This window comes from Pedobacter sp. P26 (assembly GCF_050632135.1).
GTDB lineage: Bacteria > Bacteroidota > Bacteroidia > Sphingobacteriales > Sphingobacteriaceae > Pedobacter.
This window is the reverse complement of sequence record NZ_CP192574.1, coordinates 775,383-801,475: the sequence shown is the minus strand read 5'-3', so window position 1 is coordinate 801,475 and position 26,093 is coordinate 775,383. Positions and strand designations below refer to the sequence as shown.

The 26,093-nt window shown below is 36.8% G+C and carries 25 protein-coding genes; all 25 read right to left on the bottom strand.

Annotation, left to right across the window (positions count from 1 at the left end; translation table 11 throughout):
* Window positions 1–59 precede the first annotated feature (59 nt).
* Window positions 60–722: a DUF2461 domain-containing protein gene (locus ACQ86H_RS03900; protein WP_431293907.1), complete on the bottom strand. Its 663-nt coding sequence runs from the start codon at window positions 720–722 to the stop codon at window positions 60–62.
* A 115-nt stretch (window positions 723–837) separates the two neighbouring features.
* Window positions 838–1,236 (bottom strand): DUF983 domain-containing protein, encoded by a 399-nt coding sequence (locus ACQ86H_RS03895; RefSeq protein ID WP_168202505.1) that lies wholly within the window; start codon window positions 1,234–1,236, stop codon window positions 838–840.
* Window positions 1,237–1,240: 4 nt separating this feature from the next.
* Complete coding sequence (locus tag ACQ86H_RS03890; protein ID WP_138818588.1) at window positions 1,241–1,513, bottom strand: hypothetical protein; 273 nt, start codon at window positions 1,511–1,513, stop codon at window positions 1,241–1,243.
* 103 nt (window positions 1,514–1,616) lie between these two features.
* Window positions 1,617–2,420 (bottom strand): DUF4302 domain-containing protein, encoded by an 804-nt coding sequence (locus tag ACQ86H_RS03885; RefSeq protein WP_138818590.1) that lies wholly within the window; start codon window positions 2,418–2,420, stop codon window positions 1,617–1,619.
* A gap of 11 nt (window positions 2,421–2,431) precedes the next feature.
* Window positions 2,432–3,325 (bottom strand): zinc-binding metallopeptidase, encoded by an 894-nt coding sequence (locus ACQ86H_RS03880; RefSeq protein ID WP_138818592.1) that lies wholly within the window; start codon window positions 3,323–3,325, stop codon window positions 2,432–2,434.
* 2 nt (window positions 3,326–3,327) lie between these two features.
* Window positions 3,328–4,914, bottom strand: coding sequence for a RagB/SusD family nutrient uptake outer membrane protein (locus ACQ86H_RS03875; protein ID WP_138818594.1), 1,587 nt, complete (start codon window positions 4,912–4,914; stop codon window positions 3,328–3,330).
* Between the two features lie 15 nt (window positions 4,915–4,929).
* Complete coding sequence (locus tag ACQ86H_RS03870) at window positions 4,930–8,496, bottom strand: SusC/RagA family TonB-linked outer membrane protein (protein WP_246862652.1); 3,567 nt, start codon at window positions 8,494–8,496, stop codon at window positions 4,930–4,932.
* Window positions 8,497–8,838: 342 nt separating this feature from the next.
* Window positions 8,839–9,996, bottom strand: a complete 1,158-nt coding sequence (locus ACQ86H_RS03865; protein WP_431293906.1) for a FecR family protein — start codon at window positions 9,994–9,996, stop codon at window positions 8,839–8,841.
* A 62-nt stretch (window positions 9,997–10,058) separates the two neighbouring features.
* Entirely contained in the window at window positions 10,059–10,658 is a 600-nt protein-coding gene (locus ACQ86H_RS03860) for an RNA polymerase sigma-70 factor (RefSeq protein ID WP_431293905.1), read from the bottom strand.
* Window positions 10,659–10,838: 180 nt separating this feature from the next.
* Entirely contained in the window at window positions 10,839–11,201 is a 363-nt protein-coding gene (locus ACQ86H_RS03855) for a DUF420 domain-containing protein (protein ID WP_431293904.1), read from the bottom strand.
* Between the two features lie 20 nt (window positions 11,202–11,221).
* The gene (locus ACQ86H_RS03850; RefSeq protein WP_431293903.1) at window positions 11,222–11,380 is read right to left on the bottom strand and encodes a hypothetical protein; all 159 of its coding nucleotides are present in this window, start codon (window positions 11,378–11,380) and stop codon (window positions 11,222–11,224) included.
* Between the two features lie 85 nt (window positions 11,381–11,465).
* On the bottom strand, window positions 11,466–12,098 hold the full coding sequence (locus ACQ86H_RS03845; RefSeq protein ID WP_431293902.1) for an SCO family protein: 633 nt from the start codon (window positions 12,096–12,098) through the stop codon (window positions 11,466–11,468).
* 61 nt (window positions 12,099–12,159) lie between these two features.
* Complete coding sequence (locus tag ACQ86H_RS03840; RefSeq protein ID WP_138818606.1) at window positions 12,160–12,513, bottom strand: cytochrome C oxidase subunit IV family protein; 354 nt, start codon at window positions 12,511–12,513, stop codon at window positions 12,160–12,162.
* Between the two features lie 25 nt (window positions 12,514–12,538).
* A complete protein-coding gene (locus tag ACQ86H_RS03835) occupies window positions 12,539–13,252 on the bottom strand; it encodes a cytochrome c oxidase subunit 3 (protein ID WP_138818608.1) in 714 nt (237 codons plus the stop codon).
* Between the two features lie 31 nt (window positions 13,253–13,283).
* A complete protein-coding gene (locus ACQ86H_RS03830; RefSeq protein ID WP_138818610.1) occupies window positions 13,284–13,850 on the bottom strand; it encodes a cytochrome c oxidase subunit 3 in 567 nt (188 codons plus the stop codon).
* A 15-nt stretch (window positions 13,851–13,865) separates the two neighbouring features.
* Entirely contained in the window at window positions 13,866–14,060 is a 195-nt protein-coding gene (locus tag ACQ86H_RS03825) for a hypothetical protein (RefSeq protein ID WP_431293901.1), read from the bottom strand.
* A gap of 29 nt (window positions 14,061–14,089) precedes the next feature.
* Window positions 14,090–14,773 (bottom strand): protoheme IX farnesyltransferase, encoded by a 684-nt coding sequence (locus ACQ86H_RS03820; RefSeq protein WP_431293900.1) that lies wholly within the window; start codon window positions 14,771–14,773, stop codon window positions 14,090–14,092.
* A gap of 12 nt (window positions 14,774–14,785) precedes the next feature.
* The gene (locus ACQ86H_RS03815; protein WP_138818614.1) at window positions 14,786–15,844 is read right to left on the bottom strand and encodes a COX15/CtaA family protein; all 1,059 of its coding nucleotides are present in this window, start codon (window positions 15,842–15,844) and stop codon (window positions 14,786–14,788) included.
* 82 nt (window positions 15,845–15,926) lie between these two features.
* Window positions 15,927–17,807: a cytochrome c oxidase subunit I gene (locus ACQ86H_RS03810; RefSeq protein WP_210419393.1), complete on the bottom strand. Its 1,881-nt coding sequence runs from the start codon at window positions 17,805–17,807 to the stop codon at window positions 15,927–15,929.
* Between the two features lie 23 nt (window positions 17,808–17,830).
* On the bottom strand, window positions 17,831–19,063 hold the full coding sequence (locus ACQ86H_RS03805) for a cytochrome c oxidase subunit II (RefSeq protein WP_431293899.1): 1,233 nt from the start codon (window positions 19,061–19,063) through the stop codon (window positions 17,831–17,833).
* A 69-nt stretch (window positions 19,064–19,132) separates the two neighbouring features.
* The gene (locus ACQ86H_RS03800; RefSeq protein ID WP_138818618.1) at window positions 19,133–20,386 is read right to left on the bottom strand and encodes a quinol:cytochrome C oxidoreductase; all 1,254 of its coding nucleotides are present in this window, start codon (window positions 20,384–20,386) and stop codon (window positions 19,133–19,135) included.
* Between the two features lie 14 nt (window positions 20,387–20,400).
* Window positions 20,401–21,006 (bottom strand): c-type cytochrome, encoded by a 606-nt coding sequence (locus ACQ86H_RS03795; protein WP_138818620.1) that lies wholly within the window; start codon window positions 21,004–21,006, stop codon window positions 20,401–20,403.
* Window positions 20,978–21,514: a DUF3341 domain-containing protein gene (locus ACQ86H_RS03790; protein ID WP_090498415.1), complete on the bottom strand. Its 537-nt coding sequence runs from the start codon at window positions 21,512–21,514 to the stop codon at window positions 20,978–20,980. Before ACQ86H_RS03790 ends, ACQ86H_RS03795 begins: the two co-directional genes overlap by 29 nt.
* 2 nt (window positions 21,515–21,516) lie before the next feature.
* Window positions 21,517–22,989, bottom strand: coding sequence for an NrfD/PsrC family molybdoenzyme membrane anchor subunit (nrfD, locus tag ACQ86H_RS03785; RefSeq protein WP_138818622.1), 1,473 nt, complete (start codon window positions 22,987–22,989; stop codon window positions 21,517–21,519).
* A 26-nt stretch (window positions 22,990–23,015) separates the two neighbouring features.
* On the bottom strand, window positions 23,016–26,048 hold the full coding sequence (locus ACQ86H_RS03780) for a TAT-variant-translocated molybdopterin oxidoreductase (RefSeq protein WP_431293898.1): 3,033 nt from the start codon (window positions 26,046–26,048) through the stop codon (window positions 23,016–23,018).
* Window positions 26,049–26,093: the final 45 nt, after the last annotated feature.

Below are 26,093 nucleotides of genomic sequence, written 5' to 3'. Positions count from 1 at the left end.
ATAGCAAGTATCAAGAGGGTATTCTGTTTGAAAATTGATTATTGTTAATTGGTCATTGATTATTGTTCTATTGCGTTTCGTAAAAATGCAACTAATGGCTGTACTGTTTTAAAAGAACTTATCAACTTATTAACGAGGTTTGGCTGTAAAAATTCTTCATCATCAATTTTTGTGGTGGCCTCGAAGCTTTTAAGCTTTAAAAATTCGATGTTTGGATCTGCCGGATCATAACCTTTAGGTGCATTTTTTAGTGCATTATCAAAACCAAGTTTAAAGTTTTTCTTAAAATCCTTCCCGTTGATAATTTCTTTAAAATCGCCTATATTATAATCTATCTCCTGCCTGATCAGTTTTAAGTGCGGCGCATCAGGCATCCAGTATCCGCCGGCAATAAAGCTTTTCCCAGGCTGGATATGCACATAATAACCCGGTTCGTTCCCTCCTTTGCTTTTGGCCGAAAACCAGATACCAAAGTTGTTTTTATAGGGATCTTTATTTTTACTGAAGCGAACATCACGGTAAATGCGCAAAAGACTCTTTTTAGGATCTGCCTCTGCCGAAAGTAATGGATCTGCCTTGGCCAGTTCGGGGATAAGTGCGGTTACCAACGCCAGTACATCTGCTTTTGCTGTTTCGTAAACACCTTTATTGGCAGCAAACCATTCGCGGTTGTTATTTTCCGCAACGTCTTTTATAAAGTTTAGGGTTTCTTTTTTTAACATTGCTAAAAATTGAAAGATTATATTTAAAATGGTTGATAGTTCATGGTCAACAGGTCAAATGCCCATCAAACTGTTTCAACAGTCAACCTATACCTCTTGACTTCAGACTCCCGACTTACTTATCGTAATATGGCTTATACTTAATGTTCGGCGATAAAACATGGAGCAGTATAATTCTCGAATAGCGATAGTTAAACGGATACAGGATAAAACAACCTGCAAAAATAACAATCAGATAAGGCCAGAATGTTTCATCTGTAAGTGGGCCGAAAATCAAATAGGTAATGAAACTAGCAAAGAGCATTTCGATTACATTCATCGCATAACTTACATACATCGCTGCATAAAAGTAACCCGGTTCAATCTCTATCCGTTGTGCACAATGCCCACAGATTTCTTTGGTATGCTGAATGTTCCAGCCATACATACTGCCTGTAAAAATATCTCCCCTGCGGCAATGCGGACACTTACAATGTACAATAGCGTAAAGTTTTGAAGTAGTTTGATCAGACATACTTTTAATTTAAATTAAAAGGTTCCTTTTTCATATTAAGGTGGATATTCCTTTTACGGTATTTTTTATACCAAACCACACCAACAATAACAGCCATTAAATAGGGAAGAGATAAAAGATACAACACACCTGTATTCAAGCCTGCAGTTTGTGTATTTCCGTTTTTAACACCTTGTTCAGCATTAATGGTACACATTGAACATTGGGCATTAACATTGGGGCTTACCACAAAGGTAAATACCAAAACAAACAGGATAAAAATTGCTTTCTTCTTCATCGTTTACAAATATAGGAATAAACGGATGTGGAGGTTTAAAAATTATGTCATAAAAAAACCTCACTTTTGAGGGTGAGGTTTTTATGAGAGGTTATAGCATTTTTTAACTTATTGGAACAAGTTTTATCGTTCCTGCGGCGTTTTCATAGTAACCATCAGGATAAGCAGCCGTTGCTGGCTTAAAGGTTAACAGTTTAAATTTAATACCATTCACTTCATATTCTTTATAAAAGTCGACACCTGTTTCAGTCACCCTTAACGAATAATTATCAGTAAGCGATTCCAAATTATTACCAGCTCCATAGGATAGCGGCACCTGGCCCGTTGCAGTTTCAAATCTAAATGAGTCAAAGCTATAATAATGATCAAGTGCATCCCTATAATTTGAGATCACTGTAGCCGGATTGGCCGGCATTGGCACCATGATAATATTATTACCTCTTTTTCTGCTTTTTAAAATTACAGAATCGGCTGTAGCTTTCATTACCAAAAACTCAATATCGCCACCATAGCCAACATCATAGTTAATAGCACCAGAAATTGCGCCAGGAGCCGCAAAAAAGGCGAAAATAGAATTGTAAGTATCAAACGTTAGTATTGGCCCGGCACCAGGATAAACTTTATAAGTACTGGTTTCATTTGTAGCTATATAATCTGCCTGAACATTTACATTGGCGTTTGATGTAAAATTCACAAAAAAGTTGAAACCACCATATTGAGCATCGTCACCAGGGTAATATTGCATAATCCAGCCATTAGGTTTACTTTTCAGAATGGTTTGTGCATTGGTAACGGCAGTGTTTAGTCGCTGTGTTGGACTTTCTTCAAATACCCGGTCTTTCTTCTTGTCGCAGGCGGCAAAGAGCAGGCATGATATTACTAATAATAAATAATAATTTCTTTTCATAATATAATAGATTATAATGATGTTTGATCAAAAGTGCCTAAGTTAGCTTTCCTGTTTACAATATTTGCTCTTAGTACATCCATATCAATGTTCCATACGCTTAACATATAATTTTTTACAACTACAAGTTTATTATTGATGATTGTTCTTCCTGCAGCTGTGCTTCCGTTAGAATTTAACAATGCATTAAATTGTGTAGCTGATAAAGTGATATAAAAAGAGTAAAGTTCAGCAAAATCCTCTTTATCAGAACTACTTGCGTAAGGAGAAATGAAACCAGCTGCTACTGCCGCACCTGTTGAAGTGTAGGTTGTATTCCAAACATCATCAACATATCCTGTTCCTGAAATTGTTCTGAAACTTGTAGGGAATTCTGTGGTTTGGTTTAGAATATGCTGAAACTCATGATGTATGGTATGAAAATAACTATCTGTTAAAAAGTCTGCATTAACACCCGTAGTTGCAGTTAACCTGTTTACTTCGTAAAGGGTTATTTTTCTGGCGCCTTCTGCAGTACCCAATACCCTTGTACCGTTGTTCCTATAAGCTGCTTCTCCTATAAAATTAATAAGTTTTGGAAAATACCTCTTAATAAAAGCTTTACTACCGGTTACATCATCGTAAGGTTCGAAGCCCAGATATTTGAACAATTTGGTTAAACGTATTGAACTGGTATAACTCGCAGGAATTAAATTATAGTTTAAATCAGACTCCTTATCCACATATTTATATAAAATGTCAACATTATAATTTAATATAAAATTAGAATAGATATAGTTATCTAATGGATTTTTCTCTATGGTTGAATCAACAAATACACTGTTTGAGTCCAACTTTTCTTTTTTACATGCACTCATCACTAAAGCGCTTGCAAATAGAACTAAATAAAATTTTGAAAATTTCATGTCTATCTTGGATTTGGGGTTAAACCAGAATTTATTACATCTTGTGGCAATTGTATTGCTCTTCTATTATCTCTAACGCTAAGGGTGTTTGTGCTTATAGTTCCAACTGCATTAGAAACTATTGTACGTCTGGTAATTTCAATTCCAAAACGCTTTACATCAAACCAGCGTAAACCGGTGTGTAAAGTTTCGACTCTTCTATAAAATAATACCGCATGAAGCATATTTTCCTGTGTACCGGCTTCAATAGGAAACTCTGCATTGAATTTCTTTTTGGCAGTAGATGCGGCAGGTGTAGAATATTCTCTTCCATTTGCCCAGGCATTAATTGAAGCCTCGGTTAAAACAGGATTCGTGTTGTAAGTATTGTTTACGAAAAGCTGCATATCTGCAATTGCCAATGCGTAGTTTTTTAAATGAATATTTGCTTCAGCCCGAGTAAGTATTGCTTCTTCTGCAGTAAATGATGTAAAAACACCGTGCGAATAACCAATTCCAGCAACAGGATCTGTATACTCAAATTGATAGGATGCATGCGGCAACAATACCTTATCTAAGTTTGCTCCCGAATAGCCATATGTTCTTATTCTATATCCAGCATTTGTAATTCCATGTGGAGTTGCAGACCTAATACTTTCTTTATCAGCTATGTATGCACCATGTGAATATCTACTTCCAGTATAATAGTTTCCAAAATTCAGTCCAATAGAAGAGGCGGGTGTGTTAATTAAAAAATTGGCTTTAATACCACTACCATTATATTCTCTGGTTATATTCGCAAAAGTTGCACTAAAAGTAGAAATATAAGCCCAATCTCTTAAATAAGCTGATGGGGCATTGTTGAAAGATGCAGTAGCATAACTCACTGCTTTTTTCCAATCTTCATCATCTTTTCCTCTGTAAAGGAATAACCTTGCAGCGAAAGCATTTGCAGCCGATTTGTTGAAATGGTATTTTGCAACATTAGCGTTGGCATAAGATGCGTCATTAATCAACGGCACACCTTCTTCTAAATCTTTAATCATAAAGTCATACACTTCAGCAACGGTATTTCTCTGATACTTAGGATTTAGTGTAGTCTCCGGCTTTGTCATATAAGTTACGCCCAAATCAGTAGTCGATTTTGTTGGAGAATAATGTTGAGCAAAAACATTTACTAATATAAAATGGCCATAGGCTCTGGCAACCAGTGCTTCACCTCTTTGCGCAGAAAGAGAAGCTGGATTACCTTGTGCTTCAATTGCAGCAAGTGCAGCATTGGCACTCGCAATGGCGCTGTAACAAGAACTCCATAATACATCTATTCCATCATTAGTAGTTTCGGTAACATCCTGCCAGTTAAATAACTGAGTTGTATATCTATCACTATAAGGATTTGAATCTCCGTAATCGTCAACGTTATCTGAAGAAAGTTCTGTTGCCATTACATAAGTACTCTGAGGGTAGGCGGAAACCAACATTTTAGCGATTTTATCGGTATTGTTTAGTTCTGCTCTATTATCTGGCAATTCATCCAAGAATTTCTTACACGAAGAAATACTTAAGATAGTAATCGCACCAATGGCTATAAATAAAAATTTATTTTTCATCTTAAATTTCATTAATTAAAATCCAACTCTTAAAGTTAAGGTGTATTGTTTTGGTAATGGTAAGGCTACCCCACCAGAATTTACAAATTCAGGATCTTGCCCATTTAGCTTTTTATCAGCATAAATAAACCATAAATTTGTAGCATTTAAACGTAGTCCTGCAGAAGCTAGTCCTATTTTAGCAAGCTTTTCTTTAGCAAAATCATAAGATAAAGAAATATCTTTTAATCTCACGAAATCACCTTTTGCAATATTTGCACTAGAATAATTATAAGAATTGTAGGCAATACGATAGTCAGCATCGTTTCTGATATACCTGGTATCCAATATTACAGGAATATTGGTTTTAAGTTCATCACCGGGAACTGTCCAGGCATCGAAAAACTCTCTTGTGTTTGCATCTAAATCTGTATAACCTGTTTTAAAGGCCGGATCTAAACGTACCACGTTACCAAATGAATAAGTAACAAAAACATTTAGTTTAAATGCTTTGTACGCAAAAATGTTTCCAAAACTTCCTAAATCTGTTGGCTCTAAAGTTCCTTCATATTTAAGGAAGCTAACATCATCTCTATTTTGAAGATATACCCCAGATACTGTTTCTGATCCATCATTATTAATAAATACAGGTAAACCGTCATTCTGTAATTTAACGAAAGGAATTGAAAATAATGATCGTGCAGCATAGTCAGGAAGACCATAACCTTTTCCAGTAATCAGATCTATTACCCTTGCGTTATTTTCCGATTTTGTAATCTTATTAGTAGTATGAGTATAAATTAGACTAGAATTCCATGAGAAATCTCCTTTTTTAAGGACTGTACCAGCAATACTTACTTCAAGCCCACTCGACTTCATCTCGGCAACATTACCATATTTGGTAATTTCGCCACCTAAGCCCTGTGTATTTACAATGCCGATTAAATCAAAATTATTTCTTTTGTACCAATCTACATCTACAGCTAGTCTGTTTTTAAATAACCCAAAACTTGTTCCTAAGTTTACCTCATGTTTTTTCTCATAGGTTAGTCCAGAATTCTCTAAAGTTCTAAGTTCCAATCCGGTCTCTCTGTCCCCGGTTGCTGGTCGCCATGGATTATAGCTACCATAAATAGCCTGTGAGTTAGTTACGTAATTTGGTCCTCTATTGGCTGATAACCCATAAGAGCCTTTGAAAGATAAGCTAGAAAACGGAGTGTTTAGATCTTGAAAAAACTTTTCCTCTGTTACATTCCATAAACCAGACACACTCCATGTTGGCATCCATCTTGCAGAAGTGGCTTTACCTAACCGGTTAGATCCTTCATACCTTCCTGTTGCTTTTATGGTATATCTGTTATCATAAGTATAAGCACCTTCACCAAAAAATGCAACCTCTCTGCTTCGGGTATTTTCTACAGAAAAGTAGTTAGAATTTTCTTCTGCACCTCTTTTAAAAATACGGTAATCAGTAAAAGGAATTTCACCCAAGCCGTACTGTAAACCCCAACCCCTATTCCAGTTATTGTTCCTATTAATAGAGCTCAGTGTTGATCCAGCAACAATATCAATAGTATGTTTTTCTGCAAAAGTCTCGTTATATTGAGTAATAAAGCGGAAATCATTACTCGTCATTTTGTAGTCGGTACGGTTATATATACCACCTGATGGCAGAATTGAAACTGGCACAGCATATAATATGCTTGGATCTGTATATAAATAAGGATTAGCATCCCTGATTATGGTTGTTCCCATAGCCCGGTATGCCATTGCCTGATTAGATTCATCTTTGATGTAATGCTGTTGCGATGTTTGTTGATACCTGGTTGAGGCAAGAAAACCAAAGTTTAATGTTTTTAAGGCTTTCCAGTTGATCTCACCCTGGAATTTAACATCTGCTACATTTACATCCATATAATTATTTTCCATTTCTTTTAGAATATTAAATGGGGCATAATTTCTGGTATAAGTCTCATTTGGATCTAATGTTCTTGATGAATTTAATGCATAAGAAAAAGGATTAATATCAAAATCACGTCCTACTGTACCAAAAACTACATCTGTAGATTGGCCTAAAGTACCTGGTGCTCTTTGGTCACGGTAAGATCCGTTTGAAAGCAGCGTCAATTTCAGGTTATCACGTAAATTATAATTAGCATTAAAATTAGCGGTGTATCTTTTAAACTTACTTTGTTTAGACCATCCAGGATCAGAAATTGCACTTAAAGAAGAATAATATTGCGCTTTTTCACTTCCTGAACTAATACTAATAGAGTGATTTTGTGCGATATTAGTGCTGAACAATTCTTTAAACCAATCTGTATTTCTATATTCTGCCTCTCTCAAATAAGCATTTTTAGCTTCCTGTGTGTTTAAGAGTTGACCAGAATTGATCAGTTGATACATTTTTCCATAAACACCACTATTTGAAGCATTTGATACACTAGAATTATTTAACCAGCCCCTTTGCTCTAACATTTGGTAAACACCCATTTGTTCCTGAGAGTTCATAATGTTAAAATTATTATAGGAAGGCGTTGCTCTGGTTGTAAATTCTGATACATAATTAAAAGAACTTACACCGTTTTTACCTCTTTTGGTGGTAATTACGATAACCCCACCCATTCCTTTAGCTCCATAAATTGAAGTCGCCGCACCATCTTTTAAAATCTGGAAAGACTCAATGTCATTTGAGTTTAAACCACCAACAGCTGAACTGATTAGCGTTAAGGCATCACCAGATGATAAAGCGTCAGAACTTACGTCAGCTACATCTTCTAAAATCACACCATCTACAACCCAAAGTGGTTTAGAACTACCATAAATAGAGGTTGCTCCACGCACCCTAATTTTAGGCGCTGTACCAAATGTACCCGTAGTATTTTGAACGACAACACCTGCTACCCTACCATCTAACATCCTACTGGGATCTGGCAAACCACCTATTTCAGCATCACTTACTTTTAAATTTGAAGTAGCTCCTGTAAAGGTTCTTTTATCTACTGTAGTTCCCATACCGGTTACTACTACTTCATTTAACTGCGCTGCATCTTCCTCTAAAGTAACATTGATATTTGTTCTGCCGTTTATTGCAACTTCAATGGTTTGGTAACCAATGTAGCTAAAAACCAAAGTTGCCCGGTCGTTTACAGTAATTGTATACTCGCCGGCCGAATTTGTTGAGACGCCATTAGTTGCACCTTTCTCTTTTACACTTACACCCGGTAGTTCATTGCCATTTTTATCTCTTACCTTACCGGTTACTTTTACAGCAGCAAAATAATCTACAACTCTATCGAAGAGTGATTTTGGTACAGGTGTAATTAAAACAGTTTTGTCTTCAATTGTATAAGTTAAGTCTTTACCAGAGATAATTTTTTCTACTACCTCTTCAATGGTAGCATTGCTAAAATTGGCATTAATTGTGGTCGTGCTTTTTATCTTATTGGTAGATAATAATACATCATAACCAGATTGCTGCCTGATTTCTCTGAACATTTTTTCTAATGTTACATTCTTTTCTTTCAATGTAACCAGCTGGCCAAATGAAGCTGCACTTACCTGCATTAAAGAGGCAAGCAATATGACCGTAACTAACTTCATAATTAATAGCAATTTAGGTATGTAGCGTCGATGCGTACATAAAATTCCAGTATAAATTTTGTACATTTATTAGTCTGTTTTTTTGCGAAGCGCAATGAAGTTTGGACGCCAAAAAGCGTTTCGCTGTTATCCAAGAAATAATTGATTTTTTAATCGATTCCGTTTTACGGAGTGGCTAAACAGATATAAAAGGGGTGTTTCAGGCACTCCTTTTTTATTAATTCAGCACTGAATAGTTAGGAGTGTTGTCGAAGTTTATTCATGATTTGTTAGGTTAAAGGTTGATTAATTAGTTGTTTATTTTTAGAGATAAAGGTTAGTTATGCCTTCATCTGTTATCATTTATTCTTTATGAACAATTAATTTATTGCCCTTAATATCAAAATATACTTCCCCGGTTTTTTCAAACTTTGTCAGCATTTTTGATATTTTTTCGAAACGGCTTACTGTTCCGTAGTACATTACATCTTTTGCAGCAGGATCAGCATATTCTATTTCTACATTGTACCAACGGGCAACTTTACGTAAAATGCTTTCCTGCCTTTCATTATTAAACATAAAATAGCCCTTTTTCCAGGCTATTGCTTCATCAACATCTACTTCTTTTATGGCAATACCGGAAACAGATACCAGTGATTGTTCTCCGGGTTTAAGTACTTCGCTCTCATTGGTATTTTTATGAGTAACACGCACACTTCCTTCCAACAAAGTGGTTTTAGTTACCTTTTCATCTTTATAGCTGTTAATGTTAAAGTGCGTACCCAATACCTCAACAGCTTGTTTATCTGTTTCTACAATAAAAGGATGTGATGCATTTTTAGCGACTTCAAAATAAGCTTCACCGTCTAACTTAACTACACGCTGTTTTGCAGTTCCAATGTTTAATGAGTATTGAACTGAAGATGCTGCATTTAGCCAAACCGTAGAACCATCAGGTAACTGGATTTGCCACTCGCCGCCATTTGGGGTTGAAATGGTATTTAATCTGGTATCATTTACATTTTCAGATCCGGCAACATTATACACCAACTGGCCATCGGCAGTTTTAGTGATAGAAAAACCAGCTTCTTTGGCTATATCGCCTTTCATAGCATCTGAAAGTGAAATTTTCCTTCCATCAGCCAGAGTAAGAATAGCTTTATTTTTTCCGGGCGCTACATCAGTAGCAAAAACGTGCTCTTTCTTTTTCTGTTGAGAAAGGTAGGCAGTTAAAGAAAATGCAATAAAAACAGCAGCAGCGGCAGCCCACTTTAAACTATTCATTAGAATTCGTTTAGGCGATCGGGTTGGCTTGTCTACCGCCAGAATTTTATGGAGAACAGGATTCCATTTTTCCTCCACAACATTAACAGCATGCGCTTCTTCTTCGGTAATCATTTTCACGATTTCTTCAGAAAGCAGTGATGTGCTGTTTTCGGCCAACACTAAAAGTTCTTCCTTTTCGGACTGACTTAAGGTCTTAGCTGTAAACTGTTGCAATAGATAATGTATACGTTCCATAAAGATTCTGATACTAAGAAGCAGCAAAACAAAATCAGGACTACCGGGATATTAATTTTTTTCTATTTTATTTTCAAAAAGAAAAAAACAATTGGGAAAAAGAACACAATACCGTGTTGATCGAGGTGTATACGTATCGATTTTAAGGCAATTACAAGGGCATTTTTAACCGTATTTGGAGAAATATTAAGTATTTCTGCTATTTCAGGAATAGTTTTACCATCGCGTCTACTTAATTGGTATATATTTTTCCGCTGATCAGGTAATTTATCTACCGCAATAGCAATAATTTTTGTTACCTCATTTAAATTAATAGTTTCTACAGTGTTATTATGGCTATTTTGTTGTTTGGCAGTAAATGCATCAACAACTCTATCTTCTTTTAATTTTTTACGCAGGTAACTTAAACATTCGTTAGAAACATATTTATATAGATAGGCTTTCACATTATCTACTTCAGCCAATTTATCGCGATTTAGCCAGACTCTTAAAAATGCATCTTGAATAATTTCTTCGGCAGCATCATCCGACTTGGTGAACTTAGCAGCAAAAATGTGGAGTACTGGAAGATATTTGAAGAATAAAACAGAAAAGGCCTGCTCATCTCCCTCTACGATTTTTTCTATAAGCCTACGTTCATCTTCTATCCTTCCTAGCGCCATAAATTAGTCAATTGGTATATTTACATACAAATTTTATGAATCCTTTTGTGTGATATAATATACATAAAAGTGAAAAAAAATGGGTTAAAGCAAATATCTTCTGTAGGCAAAATTCCTATAATCAAAAAAACCTTACATTTCTGAGTAAGGTTTTTCAAATTTTTTATCATTAATACATCTTTAGTACTGATAATATGGCGAAATCATCAAATAGACCACCACACCAGTTATAGCAACATATAGCCATAATGGAAATGTTATCCGTGCAATTTTTCTGTGACGATCAAAACGCTCGGCCAAAGCTCTCACATAAGTAACCAAAACCAAGGGAATAATTGCAATTGACAATAAGATATGTGTTAATAAAATAAAGAAATAAGCATGTTTTATTACTCCATCCCCTCCAAACTTAGTAGAGGGCGTAGTCATATGGTATGCGATGTACATCACCAAAAACAATAAAGAGCAGCCTATTGCTGTTTTCATTAAATTTTGGTGCAATTGTATCTTTCCGTTTTTTATTGCCCAAACCGCAATTACCAATAGTGTGGCTGTAATCCCATTTATGGTAGCGTATATTGGTGGTAAAAAGGCAGGGTTGGTGCATCAATGCCTAAATCTTTTAGCTTTACCACAAATAAAAAGGCTACAGCTACAGGTATAAGGATAGAAAGAATTATGATCCACTTATTATACTTTTTCTCAATCGGACTATTTTCCATGAATATTAAATCTTTTTATAATTATTATTTTGCTTCAAACCCGGACAAGAGACTTTGGACTTTTGACTAAAGACTGCAGACTAAACTACCTACCATCTTTAATATTCCTTAAATACTCCGCAATAAGTACTTTTATCTCATCTTCCAACTTAGCGTTCGCTCCTGCATCGTCGGCATCATAAATACCTCTTATGCGGTGTAAATTATCAACAAGCACTATTTTATTGCTAAATATGAAACTGCGCTTTCCATTGGCATCGTTTGCTACTATATCAAGCAGCAAGCCTTTTCTGATAAGCGGATAGGTTTGTGCAGTATCGCCAGCTAAAAAGTCCCATTTACCTTCTTTTGCTTTAAAATGAGCTGCAAAATCTTTGATCTGAACCGTATCACCAGGATCAACAGATAGGCTTAAAAATTTAACCAGGGGCTTTTGTTCATAGCCATCAGATAGTTGTTTGATATATTTATTTGCCTGTTGACTACCTGCACCTGAATAAAACAGGTTAAGCACCACAATTTTGTTCTCTAACGATTTCCAGCTAACGGTATCTTGATGTTGATTGATCAGTTTAAAATCTGGAACCTGGTGGTAAATGGTATCGGGTATCTTCTTGCCCTTTACACTATGGAAAGTTGTGGCAACAACCTTTTCACCAAAGATGGGCAAACTCTTATACCTGTTCTTTGCAAAGTGTGGCAATAAGTAAAAAAACAAAAATCCCGGTATAGCTAAAATGCTTACCAGGATTATTACCTTTTTATAGGGTTTCTTTTCATTAATGGTTCATCATGTGGATGTTTAAAAACCCACCTTCTATCAGCATTAAAACAATAAAGTAAATAATGAAAATGAACGATACTGTTAAGGCTAACTGCAAGCCCAGTTTCTCATACTTTAAGTGCATGAAATAAGCTACAATATAAAATGCTTTTAATAGTGTTAAAACGATATAAACATAGTTACCAATGTGCTGGGTCATATATCCTTTAGGAATTAACACCAGTGCAATGATAAATTCAATTACCGTAATTAATAAAAGGATTCCAAAAACCTTCCAGATTTTACCCTTCGATAAACCTGCGTGGTCATCGTGTACGTGTTCTTCTGTTGTATGTGTGTGCTCTGACATAGAAATATTTTTATAATATGATAAATTAAACCAAATAGAAGAATGTAAATACGAACACCCAAACTAAATCTACGAAGTGCCAGTATAAACCAACTTTTTCAACCATTAAATAGTGGCCTCTTCTTTCGAAAGTTCCGTTTATCGTCATGATTAATATAATGATGTTAATTATAACACCGCTAAATACGTGGAAACCGTGAAAACCGGTGATGGTGAAAAATAAGTTTGCAAATTGTTGCGCGGCTATTAAGGAAACATCTTCAGGTTTAAGGAAAAAGTGCTTTAACTCCTCAGCAGAAGGAATGTGTCCCCACCAGAAACCATCATGGTGTAAGTGAGTCCACTCAATTGCCTGACAGCCTAAAAACATAAAACCACCAATAATGGTTGCAATCATCCAGCCGATAACTTCTTTTTTAGCACGTCTGTGACCTGCCTCTACCGCTAAAACCATGGTTACCGAACTCATAATTAAGATAAAAGTCATGATACCAACGAAAACCAATGGTGCACCGTGTTCGGCGATACCTGGAATTGATTGAAAAACTTTATCTGGAGCTGGCCATGTTAATTTAGAAAAACGCTGAGCGCCGTAGTAGATCAATAAAGATGAAAAGGTAAAAGCATCTGATAATAGGAAAAACCACATCATGATTTTACCATATTCTACCGACCACGGAGAACGACCACCATTCCATGGTCCGGTTTTAACTTGATCTAATTGTGATACTGCATTCATTTGGAAATAGTATAATAGTTTGTTAACAAATTTAACGGTTCAAAAGTAAAAAAACATACAGATATATCCATAATATATCTATAAAATGCCAAAAAATAGAAGCAATTTCCATCCTGTATTGGACTTTCGCAACTGGCAGGCTTTTGTAGCTACCAGCTAAAGCATTAATAATAAGGCCTACACCAGCAATAATGTGTAAAAGGTGCATACCAGATACCACATATATAAATGATATTGCGGCGTTATTTCCTACCAAAGTAGCTCCGGTTCTCACCATACTCCCCCAGGCGTTAAACTGCATTACACCAAAGGCAATAGCCAGTATTACGGTAATCCAGAGCATAATGCGCTGTAAGCTAAAATTAAGTTTTTTTAAAGCCCTCGAAGCCAACACTAAAGTGATGCTGCTCGCAATAATAACCAAACTAGAGTAAATAAAGGCATCGGGCAACACTAAACCGTGTCCCTTTCCTTTTGAGGCGGCGAATACCAGATAATAACTGGTAAAGCCTCCAAACATAATTGTTGACGATACGACAAATAACCAAACAATAAATTTTCTTGGTTTTGGGTCAAACGTATCCTGCATCTTTTCCATTGTTAGCACCATAAATTATTTTGCTATAAAATTTAATAATAAGCCCAGCTGTACAGCCGGGATGTAAAAAAACGAACAAAACATTACTTTCCTGGCATCGGCCAATTCTCTGCTCATTAAAAGTTTAAAAGCCAGCCAGCTAAAAATAATTCCCGCTATTAAAGATAAACCTGCAATGTAATAACCGCCAAATCCGTAAATGGTTGGCAATAAACTAACAGGTATTAAAATCAGCGTACTTAAAAAGGTAAGCAGCGCTGATGTTTTATCTCTTTTTTGGTAGGTAATAACCTAAAACCAGCTTTTTTGTAATCATCATCCAAAACCCATGCAATCGCCCAAAAATGAGGAAACTGCCATACAAACTGGATTAAAAATAAGATTCCTGCAATATAATAATCAATTTCGTGGAACATTTCGGCTTTTAAACTACCAAATGCAGCAAGATAACCAATAAGCGGTGGTAAAGCTCCTGGAATAGCACCTACAAAAACAGCAATCGGTGATTTCCTCTTTAGCGGTGTGTAAGCAAAAGCATATAACAGTATTGAAAACACAGAAAGTAAACCTGTTTCAAGGTTTAACTTACCCAATAACCAGGTACCTAAAAAAGCCATAAAAACACCCAAAATCAATCCCTGCCCGGTTGTCATCCTACCTGCAGGCATCGGACGGTCTTTGGTTCTTGACATTAACTTATCCAAATCTTTCTCTATAATTTCGTTAAAACAGTTTGCAGCCGCAGTTACTAAAAAACCACCTGCAACCAAGATTAACCAATTTCCCCAATCAATGCTGGGAATATGGCCTCTACCTACCTGCATTTTCTGCCCGATCAAAAAGGAGATTGATGCCGAAAATACTACCGTAAACGATAGCCTGAATTTGATAAGCTTAGAAAAATCTGAAAGATATTGCTTCAATTTTCTTAAATATTATTGTTTATATGTACTTGTTCTGTAAACCAATAAGTACAGGTAAAACTGTAAACTAAACAACAGCGTAGAGAACAGAATATGTAATGCCTGCGCTGCAGGTGGAAAAGCAATATATGCTAAAGCTAAACCACTTAATAACTGAACTAAAAGCGTAATTAAAATAAACCTTGCTGTTAACAATGGAGCAGCTTTGCCACTAAAACGATCAATAACCATTTTATAAACCACACCATTGGTGATGATTACCAATATAGCCAAATCGCGGTGATAAGAAAAAACACTTCCTACCTTGGATATCCATAATGCTTTTCCACTATAGGCTAAAGACTTTGCAATTACATCAACAGCTTCCCTCACATCAGTACCCAAAACGATCTGGATAATACTAACTACTAGTGTAAAGAACAAAAACCCTTTCAGCCATAATATCCTGTACATAATTACCGAAGGTGCTTTATTTAGCTGTTTCGCATAATTGTAGGTATAGATCGATATCGCTAAAATAACCAGTGCCAAAAGCATGTGTACCGTTACTACCCATTGTGCCAGATTGGTTGATACCACTATGGAACCTAACCAGGCCTGATACCCTACTACAAAAATGTTGAGGATACTCAGCAAAATAATCCGTTTTGCTGTTTTACGGTAAGTAAAAGAATAAACAGCCGTCAAAAACAGGAATATTCCTGCTGCTACCCCAGCCAAGCGGTTTAAGTACTCCGTCCAGGTTTTAGCCGGATTAAACTCTTCGGGTATAGTAATGCTCTGATCGTGCCTGATACTATCAGCTAAGGCAACTTTACCCATGCTTTCCAGATATTTGGCAAATTTTTCATTCTTTTTCAATCTGCCTGCAACATATTTTTCTTTATAGTTAGCAGGAAGCTGTGATACATCGGTTGGTGGAATATAACGATCGAAGCATTTAGGCCAATCCGGACAACCCATGCCCGATCCGGTACTGCGCACAATACCACCGGCAAGTATAACCAATAGCGTAACTATGATGGTTATAAGATTAATTCTAATGAAACGCTGCTCTGATCTGCTGACCATATATCTATTAAGATGAAAAGGGTATCCGGATAAGCAGAAACTTAATCAGATACCCCTTTTAAAATTTTGTTTTAAGCTTAAACTAGCCCTTGTTTTCTGTAACAGGATTGGCTAGCTCCCAATCTTGCTGGATTTTTTCTGCTTCCTCATTTCCTTCAAAATCGTGAGGCAAGTTAGAGCTCATGGTTTGAGAGAAAGGAACGGTTTGAGGAATAAAATCTGCATCATGTCCTGGTTTGCTGTAATCGTATGGCCATCTGTAAACTGTTGGGATTTCTCCTGGCCAGTTACCGTGTAAATGTTCAACAGGTGCAGTCCATTCTAAAGTATTAGATTCCCATGGATTTTGAGGAGATACTTTTCCTTTAAAGATTGAATAAAAGAAGTTAAACAAGAAAGCTACCTGCGCAAGTGCTGCCATAATAGCTGCCCATGTTACAAATACGTTAACGGTTAACCATTTTTTCATGAATTCGAACTCGGTAAATGCATAGTAACGACGAGGTACACCATCTAAACCTAAGAAGTGAAGTGGGAAGAATACCAGGTAAGCTGCAATGAAAGTTAACCAGAAGTGTAAGTAACCTAATTTAGCATTCATCATTCTACCGAACATTTTAGGGAACCAATGATACACACCTGCAAGCATACCAAAGATTGCTGCAGATCCCATTACCAGGTGGAAGTGGGCAACAACAAAGTAAGTATCGTGTAAGTTAATATCTAAAGATGCATTTCCTAAGAAGATACCGGTTAAACCACCAGAGATAAAAAATGAAACTAAACCAATAGCAAATAACATTGCCGGAGTGAAACGGATATTACCACGCCATAATGTAGCTAAATAGTTGAATGTTTTTACTGCTGATGGTACCGCGATGATTAACGTGGTAATCATAAATACACCACCTAACAATGGATTCATACCGGTTACAAACATGTGGTGACCCCAAACAATGAATGACAATACAGTAATACCAATTAAAGAGTAAACCATTGCATGGTAACCGAAGATCGGTTTACGTGAGTTTACAGAGATAACCTCAGACGAGATACCCAAAGCTGGCATAATTACAATGTATACCTCAGGGTGACCTAAGAACCAGAATAAGTGTTGCCATAAAATTGGAGAACCACCTTCATTTGGTAAAATATCAGTACCCATTACGATATCTGATAAGTAGAAACTTGTACCGAAGCTACGGTCGAATACCATTAACACTACCCCAGCTACAAGAACAGGGAAGGATAAGATACCTAAAATAGCAGTCAAAAAGAAAGCCCAAATGGTTAATGGCATTTTCCAAAGGTCCATACCTTTAGTACGCATGTTTAAAATTGTACTGACGTAGTTGATACCACCCATTAAAGATGATGCTACGAAAAGGACCATACTGATTAACCATAAAGTCATACCCATTCCTGAACCTGGCATTGCCTTGGCAACAACAGATAGTGGCGGATAAACTGTCCAACCACCCGATGCAGGGCCCGTCTGTATAAAGAATGATGACATCATTACCACACAAGCAGTAAAGAAGAACCAGTATGAAAGCATGTTTAAGAATGGCGAAGCCATATCTCTTGCCCCTATCTGAAGTGGAATAAGTAAATTACTAAATGTACCACTTAAACCAGCAGTTAGTACAAAGAATACCATGATGGTACCGTGAATGGTAACCAAAGCGAGGTAAAAATCGGGTTTGATACGGCCACCTTCTGCCCATTTACCTAAAAATGTTTCTAAGAATGGAAAGTTTTGATCTGGCCATGCCAATTGAATACGGAATAAAATTGATAAGCCCATTGCAATTACCGCCATAATAATACCGGTAATCAAAAATTGCTTGGCAATCATTTTATGATCCATACTAAAGATGTACTTTGAAATCAAAGTCTCTTTATGATGCCCATGATCAGCGTGATCGTGATTGTGTTCGTCGTGTAATGCTATTGTTGACATAATTCTTTCGCTCCTGCTTAATATTATTTATTTAAAGCCATTTGGTTAGTTTTCACAGCTGCTGAATCTTTAGCTGCTGAATCTGCTACTGATTTTACAGCTGCAGGTGCCACTGGCAAATTAAATTGTTTTCTTAAATCGTCGTTTAAGTATGTTTTCTGCTCTGCAATCCAAGTTTTATACTCGGCCTCAGAAACTACGCGTACCACTTTTTGCATATTGTAGTGACCGGCACCACAAATTTTAGCACATAAGAAAAGGTAGTTAAAGTTAGGATCGTTAGTCTCTTGCTGCATTTCTGCAGTAGTCTTTGTAGGCGTAAACTCAAATATCGTTCTCATACCTGGTACGGTATTTAACTGTACTCTGAAGTGCGGCATATAAAAACTGTGAATTACGTCTTTACTGGTCAAAATAAGTTTAACTGGTTTGCCCACAGGAAGCACCATCTCATCTGCCATTTCATCATCACGAGAGTTGATATCTTTAAAATCGATACCCAATGTGTTGGTAGCTGTAGTTAACTTGTAATTCTTGTTACCAACAATTCCATCAGCACCAGGATAACGGATAGACCATTTAAACTGCTCAGAAGTAACCTCTATTTGCAATGGCTTATTGTTTGGATCTTCAACTTTAAAGAAAATAGATCTCCAGGTTAAGAAACCCATCAATACCAAAACGGTCAATACTAAAGCAGGAACAATTGTCCAGATTTTCTCGATCGTATTATTGTGTGGATAGTAGTAAGCTTTTCTTTTAGCAGAGTATTTATAGATATAAGAAAATCCGAACAATAAAATGTGTGTAACTACAAATACAATAGTGGTGATGATTAATGTTAAATTAAACATCTTATCAATTTTCTTTCCGTGCTCAGATGCTGCATCAGGAAGTAACATTGATCCATGCACTGTATATTCCCAATATACACCATATAAACCGATCACTAAAAACAGTGCAAATAAACTTGCGTGTACCCTGTTCCAGTTAATACCAACAGGCTTACCTTGTGCTTCGCGGCTTAACTCATACACTTTTATTGCTTTACCAATAATGGCAATGAATAAGCATACAGCAAGGAAAACCAGAATATAAAATATTACCGATTTATAAACCTCGCCCATATCAACCTTCGGTGCCGCGGCAGCATCTGCTGCTGCATCTTGCGCAAATACGCTAGTGTTTGCAAAAGCAGTAATCAATACTGCTAAAGCTGCGGTCGTTTTATTCGTTATAAACTTTCTTAAACTCATTTTCTTAAAAGTAGTACGCTGTACTGCTAATTATAATAATAATTAAATATTTGCTTTATCTTATCACCACTATAGTTGATGATGCAAACTTTCTTGTAATAATGGATGATTTTTTGCAATTAACGGCTTTTTGCTTAATGATGTTAAAACCGTAAAGGTAAACAATCCTACGAAACCTATTGCAGTACCAATTTCTACAATTCCAAAACCATTATGTCCTTCTTCTACGGCTCCTGGCATAATCATTTGGTAGTAATCTACCCAGTGACCTAATAATACGATGATAGAAACAAATAATAATTTTGCATCGGTCCTTTTGTTATCTCTATCCATTAATAATAATACCGGCGCTAAGAAATTCATGGCTAGGTTTAAGAAAAACCAGAATTTATAATATTCAAAACGTTTGTAGAAATATACAGTCTCTTCAGGCATGTTTGCATAGTAGATCAATAAGAATTGAGCAAACCATACATAAGTCCAGAAAATAGAGAAACCAAAAATAAACTGACCTAAGTTGTGCAAGTGGCTATTGTTAACCCACTGCATGTAACCTGCTCTTCTTAATAAAATAATGATAATGGCAATAGTCGCTAAACTGCTTACCCACATTGCTGCAAAGTTATACCAACCAAACATGGTTGAGAACCAGTGTGCTTCTAATGACATGATGGTATCGAAAGCAAAAATTGGTGTTGTAAAACCGTAAATTACCAGGAAGATACAAGCATTTTTAAAGCTCTTTCTGTAAGAATTTAAACCACCAGTTAAATCTTCATTATATGAAAACTTAACAAACATCATTGCAAAAATACTGTAAACACCTAAAAACAATAATTGACGACCTAAAAAGAAAGGCTTATTTAAAAATACAGATTTACCGGCAATAATCGCATCATAATGTTCCGAACCTTTTTCTGCCAGGCCCTGAGTTGCCCAATGTTTATAAAGATAAGGTACACTAACACTTTGTCCATGTTCTACAATTGTATGCTCCATAAATAAACCTGCAGATACGATAGCAATAAGTATAACTGCAGCAATTGGCAATGTTTTGGCCATTGCCTGTGGTACACGTAAAATTGATGCAGACCAACCTGCCTGAGCAACAAATTGAACAGCTAAGAAAAACATTCCCGACATACAAACGCATGCGAAGTAATATCCCATAAGCAACAGGTTGGCAAAAGTACGCTCTTGAAGGCCACTTAAGAAACCAAAAGCAATAGCAGCCACACCTAAAGCGATACCAACTATACTTAATGTTTTTACTTTACCTGTAAACTCAAACTGTTCACTAAAATTAATATTGTGAGTTCCCATTTATATTTGCTTTACTATTGTCCTTTTTGTAATTGTTGAACATACATCACCACTTTCCAACGATCTGTTGGTGAGATTTGCGAAGCATGCGAGCCCATGTTATTTACACCGTACGTAATGGTGTGGTAAATTTTACCTGCGGTAAGATCAACCATGTTACCACCTCTAGATGATGAACCTGTTTGATAAGCAGGTACACCGCTAAATTTCTCAATTTTAACCAGGTGTCCTTGTCCATCCCCTTTTTCGCCATGGCAAGGGCTACAGAAAACGGTAAATAAGTGTTTACCCTGAGCCAAATTAACTGTATCTACCGGTAAAGGGTTAACCATACTCAAACCTGCTGCTTCATATCCTTCTTTTGTATTAGGATACTCATCATATTCTGTAAAACCTACCGGTTTAGTATGTGCAGGTGGCAACTGAGCTGTTTTACCATCTTTAAAATTTTTGTTCGGTTGATCCGGATTGTAAGCAATCGGATCATACATGTTTCTGGCGTATTCTAAACCAGTACTGCGTTTATCTTTACAAGCAGAAAAGGTAGCTGCAAAAGCGATAGCTAAAAACGCTGTGTAAACAAATTTATTCTTATTCATAGCTAATGTACTTCCTTTCATTATACTTTATTTCTAAAGCACCTGCATCTTTTAATAATCCATCAATTACAGTATGTTCTACATTGTCTTTTGCATCAACCGCAATAACAAAACGATCATCAGTAGCACGTAAATCCATCACTCTAGGTGCTCTTCCTGGAAATAAGTGGGTAGATGCATAATAAGTTAACACCATACCGAAAGCACAGAATAATACTGTAAGTTCGAACATTATCGGAATAAAATCCGGTAATGCAAATGATGGTTTACCACCTATATTTACTCTCCAATCGATTACTGCGCAGAAATAAATCAAAGCGAACGCACAGCAAGTACCGGTAATACCAAAGCAAAATGCTGCGATATCGATTCTAGATCTTTTAATTCCTAATTTGGCTTCTATTCCGTGTATAGGCATCGGTGTATATACATCATAAATGCTGATGTTATTTTCCTGAAGCTTTTCGATGCCGTGCATCATTTCGTCAGGATCGCCAAAGCTGCCTAAAATATATTTGATATCACTCATTGTTATATTTTTGCGTAATCTTCTTGTTTAACACTATCAAATTTTTCTAAAGATTCTATGTACTCTGCTACATATTCTTTATTCTCATGCCCTTCTTTAATCTGTTTCATTTTAGCTTGCTCACTTGCAGTTTTTAATAATAATTTAACCTCTGCTATAGCGATTGATGGCAATACTCTTAAGAATAATAAGAATAAAGTAAAGAACAAACCGATTGAACCTACGAATACACTGATATCAACCCAGGTTGGATAGAACATTGCCCAACTTGATGGAATATAATCGCGGTGTAATGAAGTAACGATAATTACGAAACGCTCGAACCACATACCTACGTTTACCACGATTGATAAAATCCAGGTAGCTTTAATGCTTAAACGGATCTTTTTAAACCATAACAATTGAGGAGAGATTACGTTACAAGTCATCATCATCCAGTAAGACCACCAGTAAGGACCTGTAGATCTGTTGATAAATGCATACTGTTCATACTCTGAACCTGAATACCAGGCAATAAAGAACTCAGTTAAATAAGCCACACCTACGATTGATCCGGTTAAGATGATGATTTTATTCATCGACTCAATGTGGAACATGGTGATGTAGTTTTCCAAGCCCAATACTTTACGTGCAACCAATAATAAGGTTAATACCATCGCAAAGCCTGAGAAAATCGCCCCTGCCACAAAGTATGGCGGGAAGATGGTGGTGTGCCATCCCGGAATTACCGATGTTGCAAAGTCCATTGATACAATAGTGTGTACCGAAAGTACAAGTGGTGTAGAAATACCAGCTAAGATTAACGAAACTGCTTCGAAACGTTGCCAGGTTTTAACACTTCCACTCCATCCAAAAGAGAAGATAGAATAGATTTTTCTACGTGTGCCAACTGCACGATCGCGGATGGTAGCGATATCTGGTAATAAACCTGTGTACCAGAATAATAATGATACAGAGAAGTAAGTAGAGATGGCAAACATATCCCACACCAATGGTGAGTTAAAGTTTACCCATAATGATCCGAACTGGTTTGGTAAAGGTAAAACCCAATATGCCAACCAAGGACGGCCCATGTGTGATACAACATACGTTGCGGCACAGATTACGGCGAAAATGGTCATCGCCTCTGCCGAACGGTTGATGGAGTTACGCCAGTTCTGACGGAAGAGTAATAGTACAGCTGAAATTAGTGTTCCAGCGTGACCGATACCTACCCACCATACGAAACCGGTGATATCCCAAGCCCAACCAACTGTTTTATTTAAGCCCCATGCACCGATACCGTTCCAGAAAGTGTAGCTTACTGCCACTACCCAAAGTAAAGCACCTAATGAGGCAACGATGAAACCAATCCACCAGGCCTTGTTCGGCTTGTTTTCTACCGGGCTTAAAATATCATCCGTAATTTTTGCATACGTGATGTTATCTCCGGTAATTAATGGTTCTCTAAGTATTGATTCGTTATGTCCTGACATAATTTGTATTTTCTTTATACTAAAGCTTACGCTTGTACTGTTGTATCTGTATTTCTAATTTTTGTCATGTAGCCGATACCCGGTTTCACATTGATCTCTTCTAATACGTAGTAGATACGCTCAGAACGTAATGCTTTTGAAACCTCTGAATTTGGATCGTTTGCATCACCAAATACAATCGCATTTGCTGAACAAGCTTCCTGACAAGCCATTTTAATATCGCCATCTTTTAATGGACGTTTCTCCAGTTTAGCTTGTAATTTGCCACCTTGTATACGTTGAATACACATAGAGCATTTTTCCATTACCCCTCTTGAACGTGTAGTTACATCAGGGTTTAAAACCAATTGGGTAAACTCGTTATTTAAATAGTTATCGAAACGTGAATCGTTCCAGTAGTTAAACCAGTTGAAACGACGTACTTTATACGGACAGTTATTTGCACAGTAACGTGTACCTACGCAACGGTTGTAAGCCATGTGATTTAAACCATCACTTGAGTGTACAGTTGCCAATACCGGACAAACTGTTTCGCAAGGTGCGTGATCACAGTGTTGGCACAACATAGGTTGGTGAACCACAGAAACGTGATCTAAGTCTTCTAACTTAGCAATTTCTTTCTCTTTGGTTACATCACCAGCTGCAGTTTCGTAGCTGTAATAACGGTCGATACGGATCCAGTGCATTTCACGACGACGGCGAACCTCATCACGCCCTACAACAGGAATGTTATTTTCTACGTTACAGGCAACAATACAAGAACCACAACCTGTACAAGCATTCAAATCAATTGCCATAACCCAGTTATTACCTGGTTTTTCGTATTGATCCCAAAGATCGTAATCTTTATGTTCGCCTTTTTCGTTACCAGCACCAGGATTTTTTAAGTACTCCTTAAAAGTAGCTTCTTTAATCACTGCACGGCCCTCGAAAGAGTGGTGAGTTTGTGTTTGAGCCAATTCATAATAACCGCCTGTTGGCGTAATGGTTACCGAAGTAGCATATTGGAATGTTCCATTTACAAAAGAAACAAAAGGGAAAGCATTTTTACCCACATCGTTACCAGCTTTACCAACTTTGGTACGGCCATAACCTAATGCGATAGATGCAGTTCCCTGTGCTTGTCCTGGCTGGATCAATACCGGAAGATCTATTGAATATCCGTTGCTACCTTTAACCGTTACAACATCAAATTCTTTAACTTTTAATTTCTCAGCAAATTTTGGCGCAAGAGCAACAAAGTTATCCCAGGTTACTTTCGAAACCGGATCAGGTAATTCTTGTAAGAATGCGTTGTTTGCATTTTTACCATCACGCATTGGGATGTTTTCGTAAACCTGTAACTGAACATCTTTATCTAAAGCTTTGCTGTTGTTTGCAATCGATGTAGCAACTTGTGCTAAAGATTGCGTGAATGAATAAGCACCAGCAGCTTTAGCTGTTGAAGTAACTACACCTTTTTCTAAAACCTCTTCCCATTTTAAACCAACAGCTGGTAGCATTTTAGCTTCCCAGTTGCTGCGTACAAACTGATAGTAGTCTTTAACAGGAGCATCAGCCCAGGTTAATAAACTCTCTTCAGCCTGGCGGCTGTTGAAAACAGGGTTGATGGTTGGCTGAACGATTGAATAATATCCTTCGTAAGCATTTGCATCACCCCATGATTCTAAATAGTTATGGTTAATAGCAATAGCATCACAAGCGGTAGCAGTTTCGTCAGCACGATCAGAGAATGAAATTTTAGCAGGAACCTTAGCTAATGCATCAGTAAATGCTTTTGCATTTGCAGCATCGTAAACAGGGTTACTATTTAAGAATAAAACAGCACCAACTTCACCACGGTTCATTTCAGCAACTAAGCCATTAAATTCGGCATCGTTACCTCCATATAAATAACAAGGGTTATCTAAATCGATAGTAGTTCCATAACTTCCAATAGCGGCGTTAATGGCATTTACTAAAATTTGTGTAGAAACATCGTTCGAACCACAAACCACAAGTCCTTTACCTTTAGCTTGTACTAATTCTTTAGCTACCAGTTTAATTACTTTATCGGCAGTAGTGTTGTTACCCAACGTTCCACCAGGTAAAGCACTGCCGGTAATTGCATTATATAAAGCAATTAAAGCAGGTCCTTCTTCCGATAATTTAACCGGAACACGGGTATCTGCATTGGTACCTGTTAAACTCATTCCACTTTCGAACTGAATGTGGCGGCTCATTTTTTTATTTTCTAACGATTTGTAGTTACGGTTAGCTGTATATTGAGCAGTAAACTCTTCTCCGCTAATCCAGGTACCTAAGAAATCTGCACTGAAACTTACAATTAAATCAGCCTTATCAAAATTGTATTTAGGTAAAACTGCTTTACCGAAACTGTTTTGGTTGGCCTGGATAATACCAGTATAAGAAACCGCATCGTACTGAACCAATTTAGCAGCAGGATATTTTGCAATAAACTGTGCAATAACAGCATTAGTTGACGGGCTGTTTACAGTTGATGATACAATGCGGATTTTCTTTCCGCCTGCCTGTGCTTTTGCCAACTCGCCTTTAACAAAGCTGTCGATTTTTGCCCAGGTAGTTTCTTCAACTTTTCCATCTTTTACTAAAGCTGGTGCTTTTAGTTTAGATACATCATATAAATCTAAAACCGAAGCCTGCGCTCTCGCATCTGTACCACAGTTAAATTGACCCGCATTTGGATTTGGTTCAATTTTAATTGGACGCCCCTCTCTGGTTTTAACTAAAATACTCTGGCCATTAAAGCTCGAAGTATAATAGTTAGGAATACCTGGAGTAACCTCTTCAGGTTTTACCAGGTAAGGAATAGATTTATGAACAGGGGCAGTTTGACATGCTGCTAAAGTTACTGCACCTAAACCAAAACCCAACGCCTTTAAAAAGTCGCGGCGTGGGGTAACGGTACTTAACCCTGCTTCATTTAAAACATCTTCTATTGGAAGTGGCTCGGCGAATTCGTTTTTGTTATTCTTAACAAAATCGGGTGTATTGTTATACTCCTCTAAGCCTTTCCAGTATTTTTTGTTGCTTTCCATTTAAGCTATATTACTGTTTATTCGAATGTTCTTACTAAACTCTAT

Bases quoted from the DNA above. Each gene is read 5' to 3' on its own strand.
- ACQ86H_RS03900 (WP_431293907.1), bottom strand. From the start codon at position 722: ATGTTAAAAAAAGAAACCCTAAACTTTATAAAAGACGTTGCGGAAAAT.
- ACQ86H_RS03895 (WP_168202505.1), bottom strand. From the start codon at position 1,236: ATGTCTGATCAAACTACTTCAAAACTTTACGCTATTGTACATTGTAAG.
- ACQ86H_RS03890 (WP_138818588.1), bottom strand. From the start codon at position 1,513: ATGAAGAAGAAAGCAATTTTTATCCTGTTTGTTTTGGTATTTACCTTT.
- ACQ86H_RS03885 (WP_138818590.1), bottom strand. From the start codon at position 2,420: ATGAAAAGAAATTATTATTTATTATTAGTAATATCATGCCTGCTCTTT.
- ACQ86H_RS03880 (WP_138818592.1), bottom strand. From the start codon at position 3,325: ATGAAATTTTCAAAATTTTATTTAGTTCTATTTGCAAGCGCTTTAGTG.
- ACQ86H_RS03875 (WP_138818594.1), bottom strand. From the start codon at position 4,914: ATGAAAAATAAATTTTTATTTATAGCCATTGGTGCGATTACTATCTTA.
- ACQ86H_RS03870 (WP_246862652.1), bottom strand. From the start codon at position 8,496: ATGAAGTTAGTTACGGTCATATTGCTTGCCTCTTTAATGCAGGTAAGT.
- ACQ86H_RS03865 (WP_431293906.1), bottom strand. From the start codon at position 9,996: ATGGAACGTATACATTATCTATTGCAACAGTTTACAGCTAAGACCTTA.
- ACQ86H_RS03860 (WP_431293905.1), bottom strand. From the start codon at position 10,658: ATGGCGCTAGGAAGGATAGAAGATGAACGTAGGCTTATAGAAAAAATC.
- ACQ86H_RS03850 (WP_431293903.1), bottom strand. From the start codon at position 11,380: ATGGAAAATAGTCCGATTGAGAAAAAGTATAATAAGTGGATCATAATT.
- ACQ86H_RS03840 (WP_138818606.1), bottom strand. From the start codon at position 12,513: ATGTCAGAGCACACACATACAACAGAAGAACACGTACACGATGACCAC.
- ACQ86H_RS03835 (WP_138818608.1), bottom strand. From the start codon at position 13,252: ATGAATGCAGTATCACAATTAGATCAAGTTAAAACCGGACCATGGAAT.
- ACQ86H_RS03830 (WP_138818610.1), bottom strand. From the start codon at position 13,850: ATGGAAAAGATGCAGGATACGTTTGACCCAAAACCAAGAAAATTTATT.
- ACQ86H_RS03815 (WP_138818614.1), bottom strand. From the start codon at position 15,844: ATGGTCAGCAGATCAGAGCAGCGTTTCATTAGAATTAATCTTATAACC.
- ACQ86H_RS03810 (WP_210419393.1), bottom strand. From the start codon at position 17,807: ATGTCAACAATAGCATTACACGACGAACACAATCACGATCACGCTGAT.
- ACQ86H_RS03805 (WP_431293899.1), bottom strand. From the start codon at position 19,063: ATGAGTTTAAGAAAGTTTATAACGAATAAAACGACCGCAGCTTTAGCA.
- ACQ86H_RS03800 (WP_138818618.1), bottom strand. From the start codon at position 20,386: ATGGGAACTCACAATATTAATTTTAGTGAACAGTTTGAGTTTACAGGT.
- ACQ86H_RS03795 (WP_138818620.1), bottom strand. From the start codon at position 21,006: ATGAAAGGAAGTACATTAGCTATGAATAAGAATAAATTTGTTTACACA.
- ACQ86H_RS03790 (WP_090498415.1), bottom strand. From the start codon at position 21,514: ATGAGTGATATCAAATATATTTTAGGCAGCTTTGGCGATCCTGACGAA.
- nrfD (WP_138818622.1), bottom strand. From the start codon at position 22,989: ATGTCAGGACATAACGAATCAATACTTAGAGAACCATTAATTACCGGA.
- ACQ86H_RS03780 (WP_431293898.1), bottom strand. From the start codon at position 26,048: ATGGAAAGCAACAAAAAATACTGGAAAGGCTTAGAGGAGTATAACAAT.